General features: G+C 66.9%; 15 protein-coding genes. 8 read left to right on the forward strand and 7 right to left on the reverse strand.

Annotation, left to right across the window (positions count from 1 at the left end; translation table 11 throughout):
* The first annotated feature begins 106 nt into the window (after positions 1-106).
* Positions 107-1,000, forward strand: a complete 894-nt coding sequence (locus SLQ30_RS14815; protein ID WP_319450180.1) for a mycobacterial-type methylenetetrahydrofolate reductase — start codon at positions 107-109, stop codon at positions 998-1,000.
* 160 nt (positions 1,001-1,160) lie between these two features.
* Here the strand turns inward: SLQ30_RS14815 and SLQ30_RS14820 are convergent, their stop codons facing one another.
* Both SLQ30_RS14820 and SLQ30_RS14825 read right to left on the reverse strand, forming a co-directional pair.
* A complete protein-coding gene (locus SLQ30_RS14820) occupies positions 1,161-2,402 on the reverse strand; it encodes a glycosyltransferase (RefSeq protein WP_319450179.1) in 1,242 nt (413 codons plus the stop codon).
* Positions 2,399-3,028 carry a helix-turn-helix domain-containing protein gene (locus SLQ30_RS14825; RefSeq protein ID WP_319450178.1) on the reverse strand — a complete coding sequence of 210 codons (630 nt, stop codon included), beginning with the start codon at positions 3,026-3,028 and terminating at the stop codon, positions 2,399-2,401. The genes SLQ30_RS14820 and SLQ30_RS14825 overlap by 4 nt, the downstream gene beginning before the upstream one ends.
* A 215-nt stretch (positions 3,029-3,243) precedes the next feature.
* Between SLQ30_RS14825 and SLQ30_RS14830 the strand changes: the two genes are divergently transcribed.
* From SLQ30_RS14830 to SLQ30_RS14850, 5 genes are all read left to right on the forward strand, one after another.
* On the forward strand, positions 3,244-3,651 hold the full coding sequence (locus SLQ30_RS14830) for a hypothetical protein (protein ID WP_319458322.1): 408 nt from the start codon (positions 3,244-3,246) through the stop codon (positions 3,649-3,651).
* Between the two features lie 38 nt (positions 3,652-3,689).
* The gene (locus tag SLQ30_RS14835; RefSeq protein WP_319448309.1) at positions 3,690-4,073 is read left to right on the forward strand and encodes a VOC family protein; all 384 of its coding nucleotides are present in this window, start codon (positions 3,690-3,692) and stop codon (positions 4,071-4,073) included.
* Between the two features lie 25 nt (positions 4,074-4,098).
* On the forward strand, positions 4,099-7,998 hold the full coding sequence (gene hrpA, locus SLQ30_RS14840) for an ATP-dependent RNA helicase HrpA (RefSeq protein ID WP_319448310.1): 3,900 nt from the start codon (positions 4,099-4,101) through the stop codon (positions 7,996-7,998).
* A 158-nt stretch (positions 7,999-8,156) separates the two neighbouring features.
* Positions 8,157-8,609 (forward strand): SRPBCC family protein, encoded by a 453-nt coding sequence (locus SLQ30_RS14845; RefSeq protein ID WP_319448311.1) that lies wholly within the window; start codon positions 8,157-8,159, stop codon positions 8,607-8,609.
* Positions 8,610-8,633: 24 nt separating this feature from the next.
* Positions 8,634-9,914, forward strand: coding sequence for a wax ester/triacylglycerol synthase domain-containing protein (locus tag SLQ30_RS14850; protein ID WP_319448312.1), 1,281 nt, complete (start codon positions 8,634-8,636; stop codon positions 9,912-9,914).
* Between the two features lie 159 nt (positions 9,915-10,073).
* Here the strand turns inward: SLQ30_RS14850 and SLQ30_RS14855 are convergent, their stop codons facing one another.
* From SLQ30_RS14855 to SLQ30_RS14870, 4 genes are all read right to left on the reverse strand, one after another.
* Positions 10,074-10,763 carry a hypothetical protein gene (locus SLQ30_RS14855; RefSeq protein ID WP_319448313.1) on the reverse strand — a complete coding sequence of 230 codons (690 nt, stop codon included), beginning with the start codon at positions 10,761-10,763 and terminating at the stop codon, positions 10,074-10,076.
* A 65-nt stretch (positions 10,764-10,828) separates the two neighbouring features.
* On the reverse strand, positions 10,829-12,478 hold the full coding sequence (locus SLQ30_RS14860) for an NHL repeat-containing protein (protein ID WP_319448314.1): 1,650 nt from the start codon (positions 12,476-12,478) through the stop codon (positions 10,829-10,831).
* 13 nt (positions 12,479-12,491) lie between these two features.
* The gene (locus tag SLQ30_RS14865; RefSeq protein ID WP_319448315.1) at positions 12,492-13,736 is read right to left on the reverse strand and encodes a hypothetical protein; all 1,245 of its coding nucleotides are present in this window, start codon (positions 13,734-13,736) and stop codon (positions 12,492-12,494) included.
* A 75-nt stretch (positions 13,737-13,811) separates the two neighbouring features.
* Positions 13,812-14,150 (reverse strand): DUF732 domain-containing protein, encoded by a 339-nt coding sequence (locus tag SLQ30_RS14870; RefSeq protein WP_319448316.1) that lies wholly within the window; start codon positions 14,148-14,150, stop codon positions 13,812-13,814.
* 449 nt (positions 14,151-14,599) lie between these two features.
* Between SLQ30_RS14870 and SLQ30_RS14875 the strand changes: the two genes are divergently transcribed.
* Positions 14,600-14,767, forward strand: coding sequence for a hypothetical protein (locus SLQ30_RS14875; RefSeq protein WP_319448317.1), 168 nt, complete (start codon positions 14,600-14,602; stop codon positions 14,765-14,767).
* A gap of 55 nt (positions 14,768-14,822) precedes the next feature.
* Here SLQ30_RS14875 and SLQ30_RS14880 read toward each other — a convergent pair whose 3' ends face one another.
* The gene (locus tag SLQ30_RS14880; protein ID WP_319448318.1) at positions 14,823-15,473 is read right to left on the reverse strand and encodes an MOSC domain-containing protein; all 651 of its coding nucleotides are present in this window, start codon (positions 15,471-15,473) and stop codon (positions 14,823-14,825) included.
* A gap of 85 nt (positions 15,474-15,558) precedes the next feature.
* Here SLQ30_RS14880 and SLQ30_RS14885 point away from each other — a divergent pair, with 85 nt between their 5' ends.
* Complete coding sequence (locus tag SLQ30_RS14885) at positions 15,559-16,242, forward strand: GAP family protein (protein ID WP_319448319.1); 684 nt, start codon at positions 15,559-15,561, stop codon at positions 16,240-16,242.
* The last annotated feature ends 2 nt before the right edge of the window (positions 16,243-16,244 follow it).

Raw genomic sequence — 16,244 nt, forward strand, 5'->3', positions numbered from 1 at the left:
GGGACGGTAGGTAAGCTCAGCTCTTTGCGGGGGCTGATTCTTCGCCGTGGTCGACACCGTCGTCGGCTGGCCGCAGCCTCCCATCAGTTCGATCAGGAGCAGTCCGTTGAGCCTCAATACCATCGCGCTGGAGCTCGTCCCGCCGAACGTGGAGCGCGGCCGCGAGCAGGCCTTGGAAGACGCTCAGAAGGTGCTGAAGAGCTCCGAAGAGGCGGGGCTCGCCGGCCGAATTCGCCACGTGATGATCCCGGGCATGATCGAGGAGGACGGCGACCGTCCCGTCGAGATGAAGCCGAAGATGGACGTGCTGGACTTCTGGTCGATCATCAAGCCCGAGCTGCCGGGCGTGAACGGGCTGTGCACCCAGGTCACGGCGTTCCTCGACGAGCCGACGCTGCGCGAGCGGCTGACGATCCTCAGCGACACCGGCATCGAGGGCATCGCCTTCGTCGGCGTCCCGCGGACCATGAACGATGGGGAAGGCTCCGGCGTCGCACCCACCGACGCGCTGTCGTTGTTCGATTCTCTGGTCCCCAACCGTGGCGTGATTCTCATCCCCACCCGGGATGGCGAGCAGGGCCGCTTCCAGTTCAAGTGCAATCAAGGCGCCACCTACGGCATGACGCAGCTGCTGTACTCCGACGCCATCGTGGACTTCCTCACGGAGTTCACCAAGACCAACGATCATCGGCCCGAGATCCTGTTGTCGTTCGGGTTCGTGCCGAAGGTCGAGACCAGGATGGGCCTGATCAGCTGGCTCATCCAGGATCCGGGGAACGCCGCGGTGGCCGCCGAGCAGGACTTCGTGAAGACGTTGGCTGGCACCGAACCGGCAGAGCGGCGAAAGCTGATGGTCGACCTGTACAAGCGGGTCATCGACGGGGTCGGCGGCCTTGGTTTCCCGCTGAGCGTCCACTTCGAGGCGGCCTACGGCATCAACACGCCGGCCTTCGACACCTTCGCCGACATGCTCGAGTACTGGTCACCAGACCGCGGCTAGGCCCTTTGGCCGGCGCGTGTTCCATGGGCCATCAGCCTCTCGGCCAGACGACGTTCGAAGTGCCCAGCTCCGAGCGACAGTTCCGATGCATGGACGGTTGTCGCTGCGAGCTGGGCAAGAAGAGCAGGCGATGCCTGCCAGCGGACAATGGGACGTCCTCCTATGCCGATTGGTGAAGCAGGGCTTCGACGACGGAAAGCACCTGTGCGGCACCGTCTTCACTGCCGATTCGGCGGGCAAGCCGCTGCGTGCGCGCGCGCAGTTCGGGGTCGAAGGCGGCGCTGCGCATCGCTTCGGCGAGTCGCTGGGCGTCAAGACGGCGCTGCGGAATCGTGGCGGCACTGACGCCAAGGTCCTGAAGGCGGCGGGCCCAGAACGGTCCGTCGCCGAAGGCGGGCAGCGCAATCGTGGGCACGCCTGCGCGCAGGCCCGCCGCGGTGGTTCCTGCGCCGCAGTGATGCGCAACGGCCGCGACTTGGGGGAACAGCCAACTGTGCGGGACGTCGCCGATGGTCAGCACGTCGTCATCGGCCGCGTCCAAACCAGTCCACCCGGTCTGGACGATGGCGCGCACACCCGCCTGCCGCGCAGCCGCTTGGATGACGCTGGACAGCTCGTCGGCGCGACCGGCGGTGGTCATCATGCTGCCGAAACCCACGAAGATCGGAGCGGGACCGGCGGCCAGGAAGTCCGTCAGCGCGGGTGGGGGCGTCCAGTGGGGTTCATCGGCTGGCCACCAGTAGCCGGTGACGTCCAAACCGGCTCGCCAGTCGACTGGACGCGGCGCGACCGTCGGCGAATAGCCATGCAGGACAGGCCAATGCGTCTCGGCGCGGCGACGGCGTAGGGCCCGAGTGGAGGTCTTGGGCAGACCAAGGTCCCGGCGGAACCCGGCTACGACGCCACCGTAGCTGCGGTCCATCAGCCAGGCGCCCGTGTCGGCGGCGAGCCGGTTGCCTACCGCTCCCGCGGACCAAGCGCCCAGCACCGTGGGTGGGTAGTCCTTGGTGCGCGAAAGCGGTTGCAGCCGTACACCTATCGATGGGATTCCCTTGGCCTCGGCCAACTGGTGGCCGACCAACTCCGAGAACGGTGACAGCAGCATGATGGCCGCCGGCTCGTCGCCGACAGCGGCCAGGACGGCCTCGCCCATGGTTCGCATGCCGGCCGGTGAGGCGAATGCGGCAAGGCTCTTCATCGGGTTCGCATCGCCAGCCGTCGCGGGATCCGGTTCCGCGGGCAACTCGCGAAATCCCAACCCGCAGTGCCTGATCATGTCGGCGAACGGCGTGTACGCGGCGATGGCCACCTCATGCCCAGCGGCTTTCAGGCGTACTCCTATGCCGGTCAGCGGGGCCACGTCGCCGCGACTGCCGATGGCAACGATCACAACCGTGCTCATTGGGCGGCTCCTACCGCGCGGCCGAACAGATCTGCCACGTCCTCGCCGTAGGAGCGCGCGTCGAAATCCGGATCGTGCAAGATCTTCTCCACCACGGCGTTGACGGCGCCGCGAAGTGCGAGCGCCACCGAACCGACTGGGAATGCGCCGAACTCGCCGTCGCTTTGGCCAGCAAGCAGAATTGCGGTGGGATCCAGTACGGCCAGTTCCTTGTTGAGCTCGGGGTTGAGCCCCAGCTGGTCGAAACGGCGTCCGTCGCTCGGGCGATAGCTCGTACCGAGTTGGGTCAGGGCCGCCAAGTGGACACGGTGCGTGTCGAAGTATCCGACGCTGGCCTGGATGTAGGCATTCAGTTTGCCGGCCGCCGTGACCTCGGCGTCGATCGCAGGCCGGACCGCGGCAAGCGCCGCGCGGTACATCTCCTCGATGATCGCGTCGACCAGATTGTCCTTGGTCCCGAAGTGGTAGAGCACTGCGCTCATCGCCACTCCCACCCGGTCGGCGATCTTGCGGATCGATGTCTGAGCCCACCCGACCTCGGCGATCACCTCGATCGCACATCCGACGATCTGCGCCTTGCGCGCGGAGCGGGTGAAGGTCTGCCCGCGTTCGTCGACTGATCGCACAACCTAAACTTAGATCAAGTGATCAGTAAATGAAAGCCGTCCCGGGGATGACTTTCGGTGCGCCGCGGGGTCTACACGAGTAGCCGAACACCAAAAGCCGACCCGACCAGAAGGCGGAGACCTGTGGAAAAAACTCACACCGCGGCCCGGCGGCAGAGCTGGGAAGATTCACCGGAGGGTTATCCGCAGTCGGCCGCGAAACGGGGTGATGCGAAATGAGTGCGCGCATCGCCATGCTGGGACGCCGGGTCTACGCGGCGAGCGCCGTGTGTTCGGCTGTGCTGCACGCAATTTCGCTCGGACACGTCAGCAACGTGATGGCGGCGCTTCTGATGATGGTCATGGTGATCGGGTGCCTCTACTGCGCGCGCGACATCTGGCTGCGTGGAACGTTGCGGGCCTGGGTGCTCGTCGCGTCGATGAACTTGGCCATGATCGCGATCCACCTGCCGATGTCGTTCACGCACCATCACGGTGGCGGCATCGGCGCAGCGGCGCCGATGTCCGACTCGACCGCCATGACCCTGGCCACCGCCCTAGCGGTGCTCGAGGTGACAGTCGCCGCAGTGGTGCTGTTCGCGCGCACCCGCGCCCCGCAGCTGGTGTTCAACCAACCGACGTGACATGAAGTCATGTCATGGTTCGTGCCATGGTGGGGGTCATGACGACACCGCCAGTCGGCCGCCTGGGAGCGACCTCGATCGATTGCCCCGACCCCGTCGCACTCGCCGACTTCTATGGAGCGCTGCTCGGCATGCGCAGGCTCGTCGAACTGCCCGACGGCAGCCTCATCGCCATCACCGACGGCGCCCAAACGCTGGCGATGATGCGCGTATCGGACTACGTCCCTCCGACCTGGCCAGCGCCGGGACAACTCCAGCAGATGCACCTCGACGTCTTCGTAGCCGACTTGGACGACGGGGTGGACCGGGCCGTTGCGTTGGGCGCCCGGCTCGCCGAGCATCAGGCGGACCCGTCCCGGTGGCGGGTGCTGCTCGACCCCGCGGGACATCCCTTCTGCCTCACGACCGTGGGAGCGCACTGAGCACGGCCCGCCTATCCTTGCGCGAGTGTCCGTTACGTCCCCAACCACCGCCTCCGCGCTGCGCGCCCGGCTAGACGGACTCACGATTCGGGACGCCGCCCGGCTTGGCCGCAAGCTCAAGAACGCCAACCCCGACAAGCTGGCCAGCCTCGCGGAGCAGTTCACCGCCGCTGAGGCGCTGGTCGCGTCGCGGCTGGCGGCGGTCCCTGCGATCACCTACCCGGACCTTCCCGTCAGCGAGCGGCGCGACGAGCTGGCCGCCGCCATCCGTGCCAACCAGGTCGTCGTGGTGGCTGGCGAGACCGGGTCGGGGAAGACGACGCAGTTGCCGAAGATCTGCCTCGAACTTGGCCGTGGCATCCGCGGGACGATCGGTCACACGCAGCCGCGCAGGCTGGCCGCACGCACCGTTGCGCAGCGCATCGCAGACGAACTGGACACTCCGCTGGGGGAGGCCGTCGGCTACACGGTGCGCTTCAACGACCACGCCAGCGACCGCACTCTCGTGAAGTTGATGACCGACGGCATCCTGCTCGCCGAGATCCAGCGTGACCGAAGGCTGCTGCGCTACGACACGTTGATCCTCGACGAGGCCCACGAGCGCAGCCTCAACATCGACTTCCTGCTCGGCTACCTCCGCGAACTGTTGCCGCGGCGACCCGACCTGAAGGTGATCGTGACGTCGGCGACCATCGAGCCGGGGCGCTTCGCGGAACACTTCGGGTCGGGCACCCCGATCGTCGAGGTATCGGGCCGCACCTATCCCGTCGAAATCCGTTACCGCCCTTTGGAAGTCCCGGTGCCGTCGTCGGACGACGATGATCCCGACGACCCCGATCACGACGTCGTTCGTACCGAGCTACGCGATCCGACCGACGCGATCGTCGACGCCGTCAAGGAACTGGCGAACGAGCCGCCTGGCGACGTGCTGGTGTTCCTGTCCGGTGAGCGCGAGATCCGTGACACCACCGAGGTACTCCGCGGCGCCCTCGAACACACCGAGGTGCTACCGCTGTACGCCCGCCTCGCTACCGCCGAGCAACAGCGGATCTTCCAGCCGCACACCGGGCGTCGCGTCGTGCTTGCCACCAACGTGGCCGAGACGTCGCTGACCGTCCCTGGCATCCGCTACGTCGTGGACCCTGGGACGGCGCGCATTTCGCGATACAGCCGTCGCACCAAGGTGCAGCGGCTACCCATCGAGCCGATATCCCAGGCATCGGCCGCGCAGCGGGCGGGGCGTTGCGGGCGCGTCGCACCGGGGGTGTGCATCAGGCTGTACTCCGAGGCGGACTTCGACTCACGGCCGCGCTACACCGACCCCGAGATCCTGCGGACAAATCTCGCGGCCGTGACATTGCAAATGGCGGCAATGGGACTCGGCGACATCGAGGACTTCCCGTTCCTCGATCCGCCCGACCAACGCAGCATCCGCGACGGCGTGCTGCTGCTCCGCGAACTCGGCGCGTTCGATCGCGAGGGCGCCATCACCGACGTCGGCAGACGGCTCGCGCAGCTGCCCGTCGACCCGCGCATCGGTCGCATGATTCTGCAGGCCGACGTCGAGGGGTGCGTGCATGAGGTGCTGGTGCTGGCCGCCGCGCTGTCGATCCCCGACCCGCGGGAGCGGCCCGCCGACCGTGAGGCCGCCGCTAGACAGAAGCACGCGCGTTTCGCAGACGAGCACTCCGACTTCGTGTCGTACCTCAACCTGTGGCGATACCTCGGCGAGCAGCGAAAGGAGCGTTCGGGCAGTGCTTTTCGACGGATGTGCCGCGAAGAGTTCCTGCACTACCTGCGCATCCGAGAATGGCAGGACCTCACCGGCCAGTTGCGCGACATCGCCCGTGGGCTCGGTATCAGGGAGGCAGGCGATCGGGAACCGGCCGATCCTGCGCGGGTGCACGCTGCGTTGACCGCTGGGCTGCTGTCGCACATCGGGATGAGAGTGGGCGACACCCGTGAGTTCGCGGGCGCACGCAACTCGCGGTTCGTGCTCGCACCCGGATCGGTGCTGACGAAGCGTCCACCGGGGTGCGTGGTCGTCGCGGACCTCGTGGAGACCAGCAGGCTGTACGGGCGGACCGCGGCGCGCATCGATCCGGCGACGGTCGAACGCATCGCCGATCACTTGGTGCAACGCAGCTACAGCGAGCCGCACTGGGAGGCCAAGCGTGGCGAGGTGGTGGCCTTCGAGCGCGTCACGCTCTTCGGGTTGACGTTGGTGGCGCGCCGCCGCATCGGTTATGCGGCAATCGAACCCGCGCTTGCCAGGGAACTGTTCATCAGGCATGCGCTGGTGGAGGGCGACTGGCAGACCCGGCACCACTTCTATCGCGACAACGTCGCACTGCTCACCGAACTCACCGAGCTCGAGGAGCGGGCCAGGCGGCGCGACCTGCTCATTGGCGATGATGAGCTCTACGCGCTCTACGACGCCCGCATTCCCGCGGAGGTGGTGTCCGTTCGACATTTCGATGCGTGGTGGAAGAAACAGCGGCACCGCACGCCGGACCTACTCACCTTCACTCGCGACGACCTGCTGCGTGCCGACGACGCCGCCGACCGACCGGACAGCTGGGTGGCGGGCGACGCAGTGCTGCCGCTGAGTTACCGCTTCGAGCCGACCGCCGAGGACGACGGCGTCACCGTGCACGTCCCTGTCGACGTGCTGGCGCGGCTGGGTGGGGATGAATTCGCCTGGCACGTACCGGCATTGCGCGACGAGTTGGTCACGGCGCTCATCAAGTCGCTTCCGAAGCAGCTGCGCCGCAACTTCGTGCCGGCGCCCGACACCGCGCGCGCCGTGTTGGCCGACCTCGACCCGGACCGCGAACCGCTACTCGAGGGGCTCGCGAACGCCTTGCTGCGGCGCACGGGAGTACGGGTGCCGCTCGACGCGTTCGACCTCGACAAGCTTCCAGCGCACCTTCGCGTGACGTTCGTCGTGGAATCCACCGACGGCGGCGAACTGGGCCGCGGCAAGGACATCGAAGCGTTGCAGGAGCGGCTGGCCGCGCCTGCGCGGGACGCGGTCGCAGCGGCGGTGGCCGACGGACTCGAACGCACTGGGTTGCTGGCGTGGCCGGACGACCTGGCCGAACTGCCGCACGCCATCGAGCGTCAAGCCGCGGGCCGCACGGTCCGCGGCTTCCCGGCGTTGGTCGATGCGGGTGCAGGAGTCGACGTTCGGGTGTTCGCGACGGAGGCCGAGCAAGCGGCCGCGATGGGTCCTGGTACCCGCCGGTTGCTACGGCTGGCATCACCGTCGCCAGTGAAAGCCGTTGAGCGAGCGCTCGATCCGCGGACCCGGCTCGCGCTCAACACAAATCCCGACGGCACGCTTGCCGCCCTGCTCGAGGATTGCGCGGATGCCGCGGTGGACGTGTTGGCGCCGACGCCCGCGTGGAGTCAGGTTGAGTTCGCCGCGTTGCGTGACCGCGTGACCGCTGCGTTGACGCCAACGACGCTGGACGTCGTCGGACGCGTCGCGAAGGTGCTCGACGCGGCGCAAGAGGTTCGGCTTGGGATGCCCGACACCCCACCTGTTGCACACGCCGACGCGATCGCAGACGTCCGCGCGCAGTTCGACGGGCTGCTGCCCAAAGGGTTCGTCACCGCTACGGGCGTCGCGCATTTGGCCGATCTCGTCCGCTACCTGACCGCCGTTGCGCGCCGGTTGGAACGACTGCCGCAGGGGCTCGCTGCCGATCGCGAGCGGATGTTGCGGGTACGAGCGGTGCAGGACGCCTACGACGAACTGCTCGCGACGCTGCCGAGGGGTCGGGCGGACGCCGACGACGTACGCGAAATCGCCAGGCAGCTACAGGAGTTGCGCGTCAGCCTGTGGGCCCAGCAGCTGGGTACCCCGCGGCCCGTCAGCGAGCAACGCATCTACCGCGCCATCGACGCCATTCCGCGGTAGCTCCTGATCATGTTGCGCTGCTCGCGCCTACGGCCGTAATCGACACCACGGTCGCCAAAACGTGGTGCCGCGCCGTGTTTGGCAGCCCTGGTGGCATGATCGCAGCCGCGGTGTCGTTTTCGCGTGTAGGAATCAAAGCGGGTGCGTACGTTCGAGGCATGAACGGCTCTGTCACCGTCGAAATGGCTGCGCCCGCGCTGGACGTCTGGAACCTGGTGGCCGACGTGCGCAATACGGGGCGGTTCTCGCCGGAAGTGTTCGATGCGGAATGGCTCGACGGCGCCGACGGGCCCGCGCTTGGTGCCCGGTTCCGCGGGCACGTGAAGCGCAACGAACTCGGGCCGGTGTACTGGACGACCTGCCGGGTGACCGCGTGCGAGCCCGGTCGCGAGTTCGGCTTCGCGGTGCTTCTCGGCGACCGCGCCGTCAACAATTGGCACTACCGGTTCGAGCCGAAGGCCACCGGCACCGAGGTGACGGAGTCGTTCTGGACCCCGACGGCCCCACTGCTGAGTCCGCTAGAGCCGCTGTTCTTCCTACGCCGCAGGCGCAACGTGCGCGACATGGGCAAGACGCTGGCGCGCATCAAGGAAGTAGTCGAGACAGGCTGAGCAAAGCCTCCATAGACTGGCCGGGTGGCAGACGATCGGCTCTCCCCGGACGACGCTCACATCCTCAACCTCGAATCGGCAGCCATCACAGGCCACACCCTCAAGCTCGTAATCCTCGAGCCAGGACCCCCGCTGGACGTCGACGCGCTGCGGTCCGCCGTCGCGGCGCGACTCCCGAATCAGCCGCGGGCCACCGAACGGGTGGACACCAGCGGAACCGATGCACGGTGGGTCGAGGCAACGGATTTCGACATCGACGACCACGTGCGGAGCCGCATCGACGGTTCGGCCGCAACACGTGAGGACCTGTGGCGAATCGTCAGCGGACTGATGTCCGAGCACCTCGACCGCAGGCACCCGCTCTGGACGTTCGACGTGATCGGACCGCTCGCCGACGGGCGCGAGGCCATCGCGGCGCGCATCCACCATGCGATGTGCGACGGGATCGCCGCCGTGCGCTTCCTGGACACCGTGCTGTTCGACGCCCAATCACTGACTCCTGCCGGAGCCGGTCGTATCGGCGTGCACGCCGCACCGCCGGCACACTCGCGGCGCGACGAGGCCCGCAGGATGCCGGGCGCAGTAGTCCGTGAGCTCGGACACCCAAGCGCCCGTTCGCCTTTCGACCGTCCGATCACGGTCAGCAGAGAACTTGCCTTCACCGACGTTCCGCTCGCCGGCCTGAAGGAGATCGGCGCGTCGAGGCCAACCCGCGCGACGGTCAACGACGTGCTGCTCACCGTCGTCGGAGGCGGCCTGCGCACCTGGCTCGAACGCCACGAAGGGCTGCAGCGCCATCTGCGCGCCCAGGTGCCGGTCAGCCTGCACCACCGCGACGAGGATGCTGCCGACCTCGGCAACCGCGATTCCTTCATGAACGTCGATCTACCGCTTGGCGTACGGGATCCGCTCACCATGCTCGACCTGATCAGCGCGCAGACGCGGGAGCGCAAACGCCTCGACGACGCCGACGAGATGTACGACCTGCTACACGCCCTCGGCGCCGTGAAGTACGTCGGCAAGGCCGCGAAGCGGTTGACGAACAGCCCGCGCGAGTTCAGCCTCTCCATCTCGAACGTCCCTGGCCCGCCATCGGTCGTCGAGGTTTCCGGCCGCCGCGTCGCGAACCTCTTCTCGTCATCGGAGCCCGCGGCGCACCACGCGCTGCGCATCTCGGCGATCTCGTGTGCGGGAGCCATCGGGATCGGGCTCTGCACTGATCCGCAAGCGCTGCCCCACATCGCCAAGATGGCCGAGGCGGTCGAGGCGGCCTACTTCGAATTGCGCTCTGCGGCAACCCAATAGGAGCATCGACTACATCCACGCCGGGCGCCGATCTGATCGTCGGAGTGGCGCTCTCGTATTCCTCGGGCAGGACTTAGTTGAGCTGGCTGTGTAGCCGGCGGTTGTCGTCCTTATCCAGGTGACCTCGTCAACCTTGGTCAGGTCAGGGTGCTGCGCCCGCTAGTTGGCTCGGTGCATGTTCTGGACAACTACTGTGGAACCGTCCCAACGCAGGTCGGCCATCATCTTCACGGTCGGACAACACATTCCGTCATTCGGACCGTTGGCCATCCATGTCACATGTGCGACACCGTCCGAGATGGACAGGTCGGTAACGATTTCACGGCCGCCGTGGGTAAGGTCGCCGAGGTCGACTCCACCCAGCCGCGTGGGCCCGGCGACATCGAGCTTCGCGCCCGGCGTATAGAGCTCCACGGTCTCCGGCCACCCAACCCCGCCCGCATTGCAGTGGATGACCATAGCGGCGTCGCCTCCGCCCCCAGTCAGGTCTCCAAACGCCACCTTGTAGGCGCCGGTTCCGTAGTTCAACGCGATCCCGACGTTTCCGCGATGCCCCTCTTGTGGCGGCAATTGCATGTTTCTCAGTTGGCCTGGATCATGCTCGCATAGCGCCGGCACGGGCGCGCGCTGCAAGTCATCGAACGTGACCGCGGGGCTACCAGGCGTGGGCACCGGGATCGCAGGATCGGCTTTGGACAGCTCTGTTGTGTGCGCACAAGCGGCCACTGCGACGGCCGACAGAAGGCCGATCAGCTTGACGGCCCGGGACTGAAGCAGCACCCGCCGGTGCGAAACCTCGGCGCACATATCGGGTCCCCTCGGTTGAGGGTGATTATTGATCGCGCCCATCAGTGTCACCGTTATCACTCCAGCTTGTAGGACTTCCGCGAGATGTGGAAAAGCGACCGGTGCTGCTAGCCCGCAGCCAGCTTTACTACCTGATGGTTGGCGCGGTCGGCGACGTAGACATTGCCTGCCGCATCCACTGCCACCGCATACGGATCGCCGAGGCCGACGAAGGGGAGGACGGTCTCGGTGTTCGTCCCGGCCGCAAGCTTGAGCACCCTCTTGTTGCTCTCGTCGGCGACGTAGAGGTTTCCTGCGGCGTCCACCGCCAGGCCGTGCGAGTCGATGGTGTACGGCACGGTCAGAGCTGTGAACTGCAGGTCGGATTGGGTGTAGGACCCGGCTGCGAGCTTGACGCCCCGGTGAATGGAATTGTCGGCGACGTAGACGTTGCCTGCAGTGTCCACCGCGATGCCGTCGGGATCCTCGATGCCGCTAGCGGCCAGCACGGTTTGGGTGTTCGTCCCTGCAGCCAACTTCACCACTCGATTGTTGCGAAGGTCGGTGACGAACACGTCGCCAGCGGTATCGACCGCCACTCCCCGAGGATCGGTACCCGAAAATGGCAGCGCAGTCCAGGTTTTCGCGTCAGACGACACCTTCAGCACTCGGTCGTCGTCGTCGTCGACGACGTACAGATTTCCCGTGGTGTCGACCGCCAGGCTTCTCGGGGAGAAGTCGCGGCCAGCCAACGACAGATTGTGTTGGGTGTTCGACCCGGCCGCCAACTTGACCAAGCGGTTGTCGTTGCCCTCATGGTTGTCGACGACGTAGACGTTGCCTGCAGTGTCCACGGCCACCGCCCACAGGTCGTCGAGGCCGGTGAACGGCAGCACCGTTTGTCGGCAGGGCGGCGGCGCTGACTCCGCTGGGGCCAGTTTCACGACTCTGTTGTTGCCTGCGTCGACCACGTAGACGCTTCCGGCAGCGTCCATGGCCGCACCCTGTGGGCCGGTGAGGCCGGTGAACGGCAGAGCAGTCTGGGTGCATGATCCGGCCGCCAACGTTGTCACCTTATTGTCGAAATAGGTTGCGACAGAAACCCTTCCCGAGGTGTCTACAGCCACGCCGACGGGACCCTGGAGGCCGTCGAACGGCAGCACCTCCGATGACTTCGCCCCAGCCGTCAACTTCACCACGCGGTTGCTACCGAAGTCGGCGACATACAGGGTGCCCGCGGCATCCACCGTCACACCGCGCGGCAATAGGTCGTTGGTCAACGGCAGTACCGCCTGGGTGGTCGACCCTGCGGGCAACGTGACGACTCGGCCGTTGCCGTAGTCGGCGACGTAGACCGTGCCCTTCGCATCGACCGCCACGCCATCCGGACCGCTCAGGCCCGTGAACGGCAGCACCGTCTGGGTGTTCGACCCAGCTGCCAACTTGACTACACGGTCGTTGCGGTCGTCGGTGACGTAGACGGTGCCTGCGGTGTCCACGGCCACGCCGTCGGGGTAGTCGAGGCCGGAGAACGGCAAAACGATAGGGCTCTTGGACCCGGGTTCCAACTTGACGACGCGTTTGTTGCCGCTGTCGGCGACGTAGACAGCGCCGCTGGTGTCGACCGCGACGGCAGCGGGGTGGTTGAGACCGGTGAACGGCAGCACTGTCTGTTGTGGCGCGGGCGTTGACGGCGACGACGCATGGCACGCTGCGACGCCGAGGAAGGCAACGGCGAGTGCGGCGATCACGGCGTTTCGGCGCAGTCGCGCGGGCATGGGCCGTCGCACGCTACTGCTCGCCCACGTACGGAATTGCCTTGATGACCGAGCCGCCGTTGAGCGGCGGCCCCAGGAGCACCGTAGAGGTGCCGGCGGCGGGGTCGTAGTCCAGCAGCGACTGGGCGGGTCCGCAGCCAGCGACCATGGCTTGGAGGTCGAGGTTGCCGCCGTGGGCGCCGATGACGTAGATGCTGTGGCCCGGAACGACATTGGGCACCGACACCTTGGACACCGTGCCGTCGGCGTTGAGCTTGCCGAGATGGATGGCGCCGCAGCCGCCCAGGTACTGCACGTAGGTGCCTGCCGGCAGTTGCCAAGCGTTCACGTCGCCGGTGTCGTGTGATGACGGGTCGGTGATCGGCGCGGTCAGCGCGGTCGGTGGCGTGCCGTCGACGGGGACCAGCCACAGCTGTTGCGGCTGGCTGTCGGCGCTGCAGCTGGCGAGGACGGTTTTCGCGCCGTCGTCCCACCACCGCACCGGAGTGCAGCTAGCGTCCGCAACTGGCAGCGCCTTGCCGACTGTCCCGTCGTTGCCCATCAGTGCAAGGCCTGATTCGGTGCCCAGTACCAGCTGCGTGCCGTCCGGCGTGTAGATGAACCCGCCGGTGAACTTGCCCGCGAGCTTGTCGGTCGGGTAGGTCAACTGCTTGTTGCCGGCAAGGTCGACGCGCTCAAGAGATGATGTCCGGTCATTGTCGGACCGAATGGTCAGCAGCAACGCCTTGCCGTCGGGGCGCGTGAAACGAAGAGACCCGTTGACGGGCAATGTGGTCTGAGCGCCGGTGTGCAGGTCGACCATGATGGCCGTCGGGGGTTTTGCATACTCCGCGTAGAAGAGAGCGTGGCCGCCGTCGCCCGACCAGTCGACCAACTCCGGGCTCGACATGTCGCCGGGAGGCGGGAACGTGGTGATCGCGTAGCGGCCGCCGGCCGGGTTGACGAGGTACAGCGTCTCGGGGACCGTGCCGGGCGACGGCGAGCCTGCGGGAGGCGATTCGCCCGGAGCCACGCGGACGGCCGGGCTCCACATGGCGAGCATCCAGCCCGGACCGACTTGTGACCAGGGCACGTCGCCGATCGGCCCCTCGACGCCGTGAGCCGCCATCTGTGCAGCCGCGGTCGATGTGGATGGCGTCGGGGTTTCCGGCGCGGCGGGGTGCGATGCGGTCGAATCGTTCGACGAGCATCCAGCAGCCAGCAGCGCCGTCAGCGCGACGAGGCCCGCCAGGCCGCGCCATGTCCTGCCCTTGACCATCTTGGCTCCTTTTCCGCGAGCGGTACACGTTCGACAGCAGTCGCCGTTCACTGGTGCTGTGGCAATCACGGTCGGCTAACGACCTAGGTATTGCGGGCAGTAGGCGGTCATCGAGGCAGTGACCATCGCTTCGTCCTGCTGTCGGGTCGCGAACACGTGCTTGGCGGCGAAGGCCGCGATGACCCGGTCAGGGGTAGTAGTGCCCTCGTCGAGGTTTTGGCACACGGCATGTCCCGCCGAGATTTCGGCAGCGGGACTGATCTGCGGGATGCCGGCCTGCGCGAGGGCAGCCACGTAGGTGTCATCGACGGTGTCGGCGTTGGCGCTGCCAGCCCCGGCCATCACGGCGAGTCCGAGCATGCCCGCGGCGAGCATCGTGCCGGCGATCGACTTGGTACAGCGAGTGGTGAACATTGTGGGTCCTTCGGATGGTTGACGTTGGCCTTTGCGGGCAACGTCATCGTCGAGGAGGGCCCTTGGCAGATTCTTGGCGGCAGCGTAATCGGGCGGTTTGCCAGCGTACGCCCCAGATTCTGCCGACCCGGGCCAATTCGGCCAGGCCAACATGGTCCAAGGCCCGACGCGAAGGTCATGCGCGCCGTGACGAATTCGAGTGCACCATGACCCGGTGGCGTGATGACCTCGAACGCGCACACGCCCGCAGCGTAGGGGTGACCCCGGTGTCCGCCCAGTGCAGCAGCCCGGGTTATTTGCCAGACCGATTCCACAACGCATCTGATTGCTGCCACGCGTCGATCAATTTCTGCCATCGGAATTAAGCCGCTGAACAGCACGTTATGAGTGACATACCGGATCGGAAAGACGCGAGCCGGAGTCAGTTCAAAGAAGGAAGAGGCTTCGAGATGAAGAAGTTTGGATTTGCCAGCATCGCCGCCACCGGATTCGCCGCCGCCCTCATCGGGCTGGCAGGCCCCGCGCAAGCCGACATCGGCCACCACGACTGGGTGCACAACAACCAGCAGCACGCGCAGACCGGCGTCGTCACCTCGACGGTCGGCAACGGTCGCTGACGTTCACGAGATAAGAGGGGCATCCGGAAACGGGTGCCCCTCTTTTCGTGTTCGGTCAGCTGACCCGGCGCCGAGCCTGCCGCTTCAGCGGCTCGGGTAGCGCGTCGGCGACGAGCAGACTCGGCATCAGCTCGGGCTCGAGCATCATCGCCCGGTACACGGTGCCGATCGTGATGCCGTGGTCGGGCCGTTGCACCAGCTCGATGTCGTCGCCGGCCTGTAGGTGCCCGGGCTGCACGATCCGCAGATAGGCGCCCGGCGTGCCTCCGTGGGTGAAGGTCTTGATCCAGCCGCGGATTCCCAGCCGCGTCTCGAACGTCTTGCACGGTGTCCGCGGTCGCGTCACCTCGAGCAGCAGACCGTCCGAACCGACCCGCCAGCGTTCGCCGATCACGGCTCCGGTGACGTCGACCCCCAACGTGGTGACGTTCTCGCCGAACATCCCGTTGGTGAGCTCACGGTCGAGGCGCTCCTGCCAGACGTCGAGATCCTCCCTGGCGTAGGCGTACACGGCCTGGTCGTCGCCGCCGTGGAACTTCTTGTTGCCGATGGAGTCGCCGACGATGCCGCTGCCCAACCCGTTGCGCATCGATCCGGGCGGCCGCACCTCTACCGGCCCGTCCACCGGCCGCTTGTCGATCCCCGTCGTCGCGGCCCTGACCCCAGGGCCGACGTGCGCGCTGTTCACCGTCAAGACCGTCGCCACCCCCAGAGCCTAAATGCGCGGCTCATCGGGTGCAGGCCTGGCCGATGCTGCGGTCGGGGTGCCAGCCCCGTAGGTTCGTGACGTCATGCCGGCACTACTACTGCCCCTCGCGGGGTTCGCACTCCTCGACTCGCTCAACGTGCTCAACCTCGGAGTGACGACCGCGGTCGTGTACGACAGCCGGCTGAAGCGCCGGTCGCCGCTGCCCGCCGGGCTGAGCTTCGTGGCGGGGGTGTTCACCGCGACGACCACGTTCGGGATCTGCGCGATTCTCGGGTTGGCGTTTCTGACCCACCGGGTTGACATCGAAGTGACGCCGACGGCCCGCTACTGGGGCCAGCTGATCCTCGGGTTGGCGCTCATCGCGCTCTCGCGAGTCTCGACCTCCGGGGGACCGCGTCCACCCGAGTGGGCGTTGAACGCCGCGCGCCGCAATCCGTGGCTGTTCATCATCGTCGGGTTGGTGGTCGGGCTGGGTCAGGCCGCCACGTCGGTGCCCTTCCTCACCTCGTTGGCGATGATCTCCGCGCGCAATCCGTTGCCGACCGGGTGGCCCGCGATCGTGATCGCATACTGCGCAAGCGCATTGGCGCCGGCGCTTCTGGTGCTCGCGCTGTCGGTTCGCAAGACCATGCGGGCGCGTCGCATGCAACGCCGCGTGGTCCGCATCATGACCCGGTTCGCACCGCTGTTGGTGCGGACGCTCTTCCTGGGGATCGGGCTGGTGCTCGTCGCGGGCGCGTTGTGGAACTACGCCGAACTCTGGTAGTT

The sequence above is a fragment of the Mycobacterium sp. RTGN4 genome (assembly GCF_033804635.1).
Taxonomy (GTDB): domain Bacteria; phylum Actinomycetota; class Actinomycetes; order Mycobacteriales; family Mycobacteriaceae; genus Mycobacterium.

What these genes read in the sequence shown, in the direction of transcription:
- SLQ30_RS14885 (WP_319448319.1), top strand. Translation starts at nt 15,559, where the DNA reads ATGCCGGCACTACTACTGCCCCTCGCGGGGTTCGCACTCCTCGACTCG.
- SLQ30_RS14870 (WP_319448316.1), bottom strand. Translation starts at nt 14,150, where the DNA reads ATGTTCACCACTCGCTGTACCAAGTCGATCGCCGGCACGATGCTCGCC.
- SLQ30_RS14835 (WP_319448309.1), top strand. Translation starts at nt 3,690, where the DNA reads ATGACGACACCGCCAGTCGGCCGCCTGGGAGCGACCTCGATCGATTGC.
- SLQ30_RS14845 (WP_319448311.1), top strand. Translation starts at nt 8,157, where the DNA reads ATGAACGGCTCTGTCACCGTCGAAATGGCTGCGCCCGCGCTGGACGTC.
- SLQ30_RS14820 (WP_319450179.1), bottom strand. Translation starts at nt 2,402, where the DNA reads ATGAGCACGGTTGTGATCGTTGCCATCGGCAGTCGCGGCGACGTGGCC.
- SLQ30_RS14860 (WP_319448314.1), bottom strand. Translation starts at nt 12,478, where the DNA reads ATGCCCGCGCGACTGCGCCGAAACGCCGTGATCGCCGCACTCGCCGTT.
- SLQ30_RS14830 (WP_319458322.1), top strand. Translation starts at nt 3,244, where the DNA reads ATGAGTGCGCGCATCGCCATGCTGGGACGCCGGGTCTACGCGGCGAGC.
- SLQ30_RS14855 (WP_319448313.1), bottom strand. Translation starts at nt 10,763, where the DNA reads ATGGGCGCGATCAATAATCACCCTCAACCGAGGGGACCCGATATGTGC.
- SLQ30_RS14875 (WP_319448317.1), top strand. Translation starts at nt 14,600, where the DNA reads ATGAAGAAGTTTGGATTTGCCAGCATCGCCGCCACCGGATTCGCCGCC.
- SLQ30_RS14865 (WP_319448315.1), bottom strand. Translation starts at nt 13,736, where the DNA reads ATGGTCAAGGGCAGGACATGGCGCGGCCTGGCGGGCCTCGTCGCGCTG.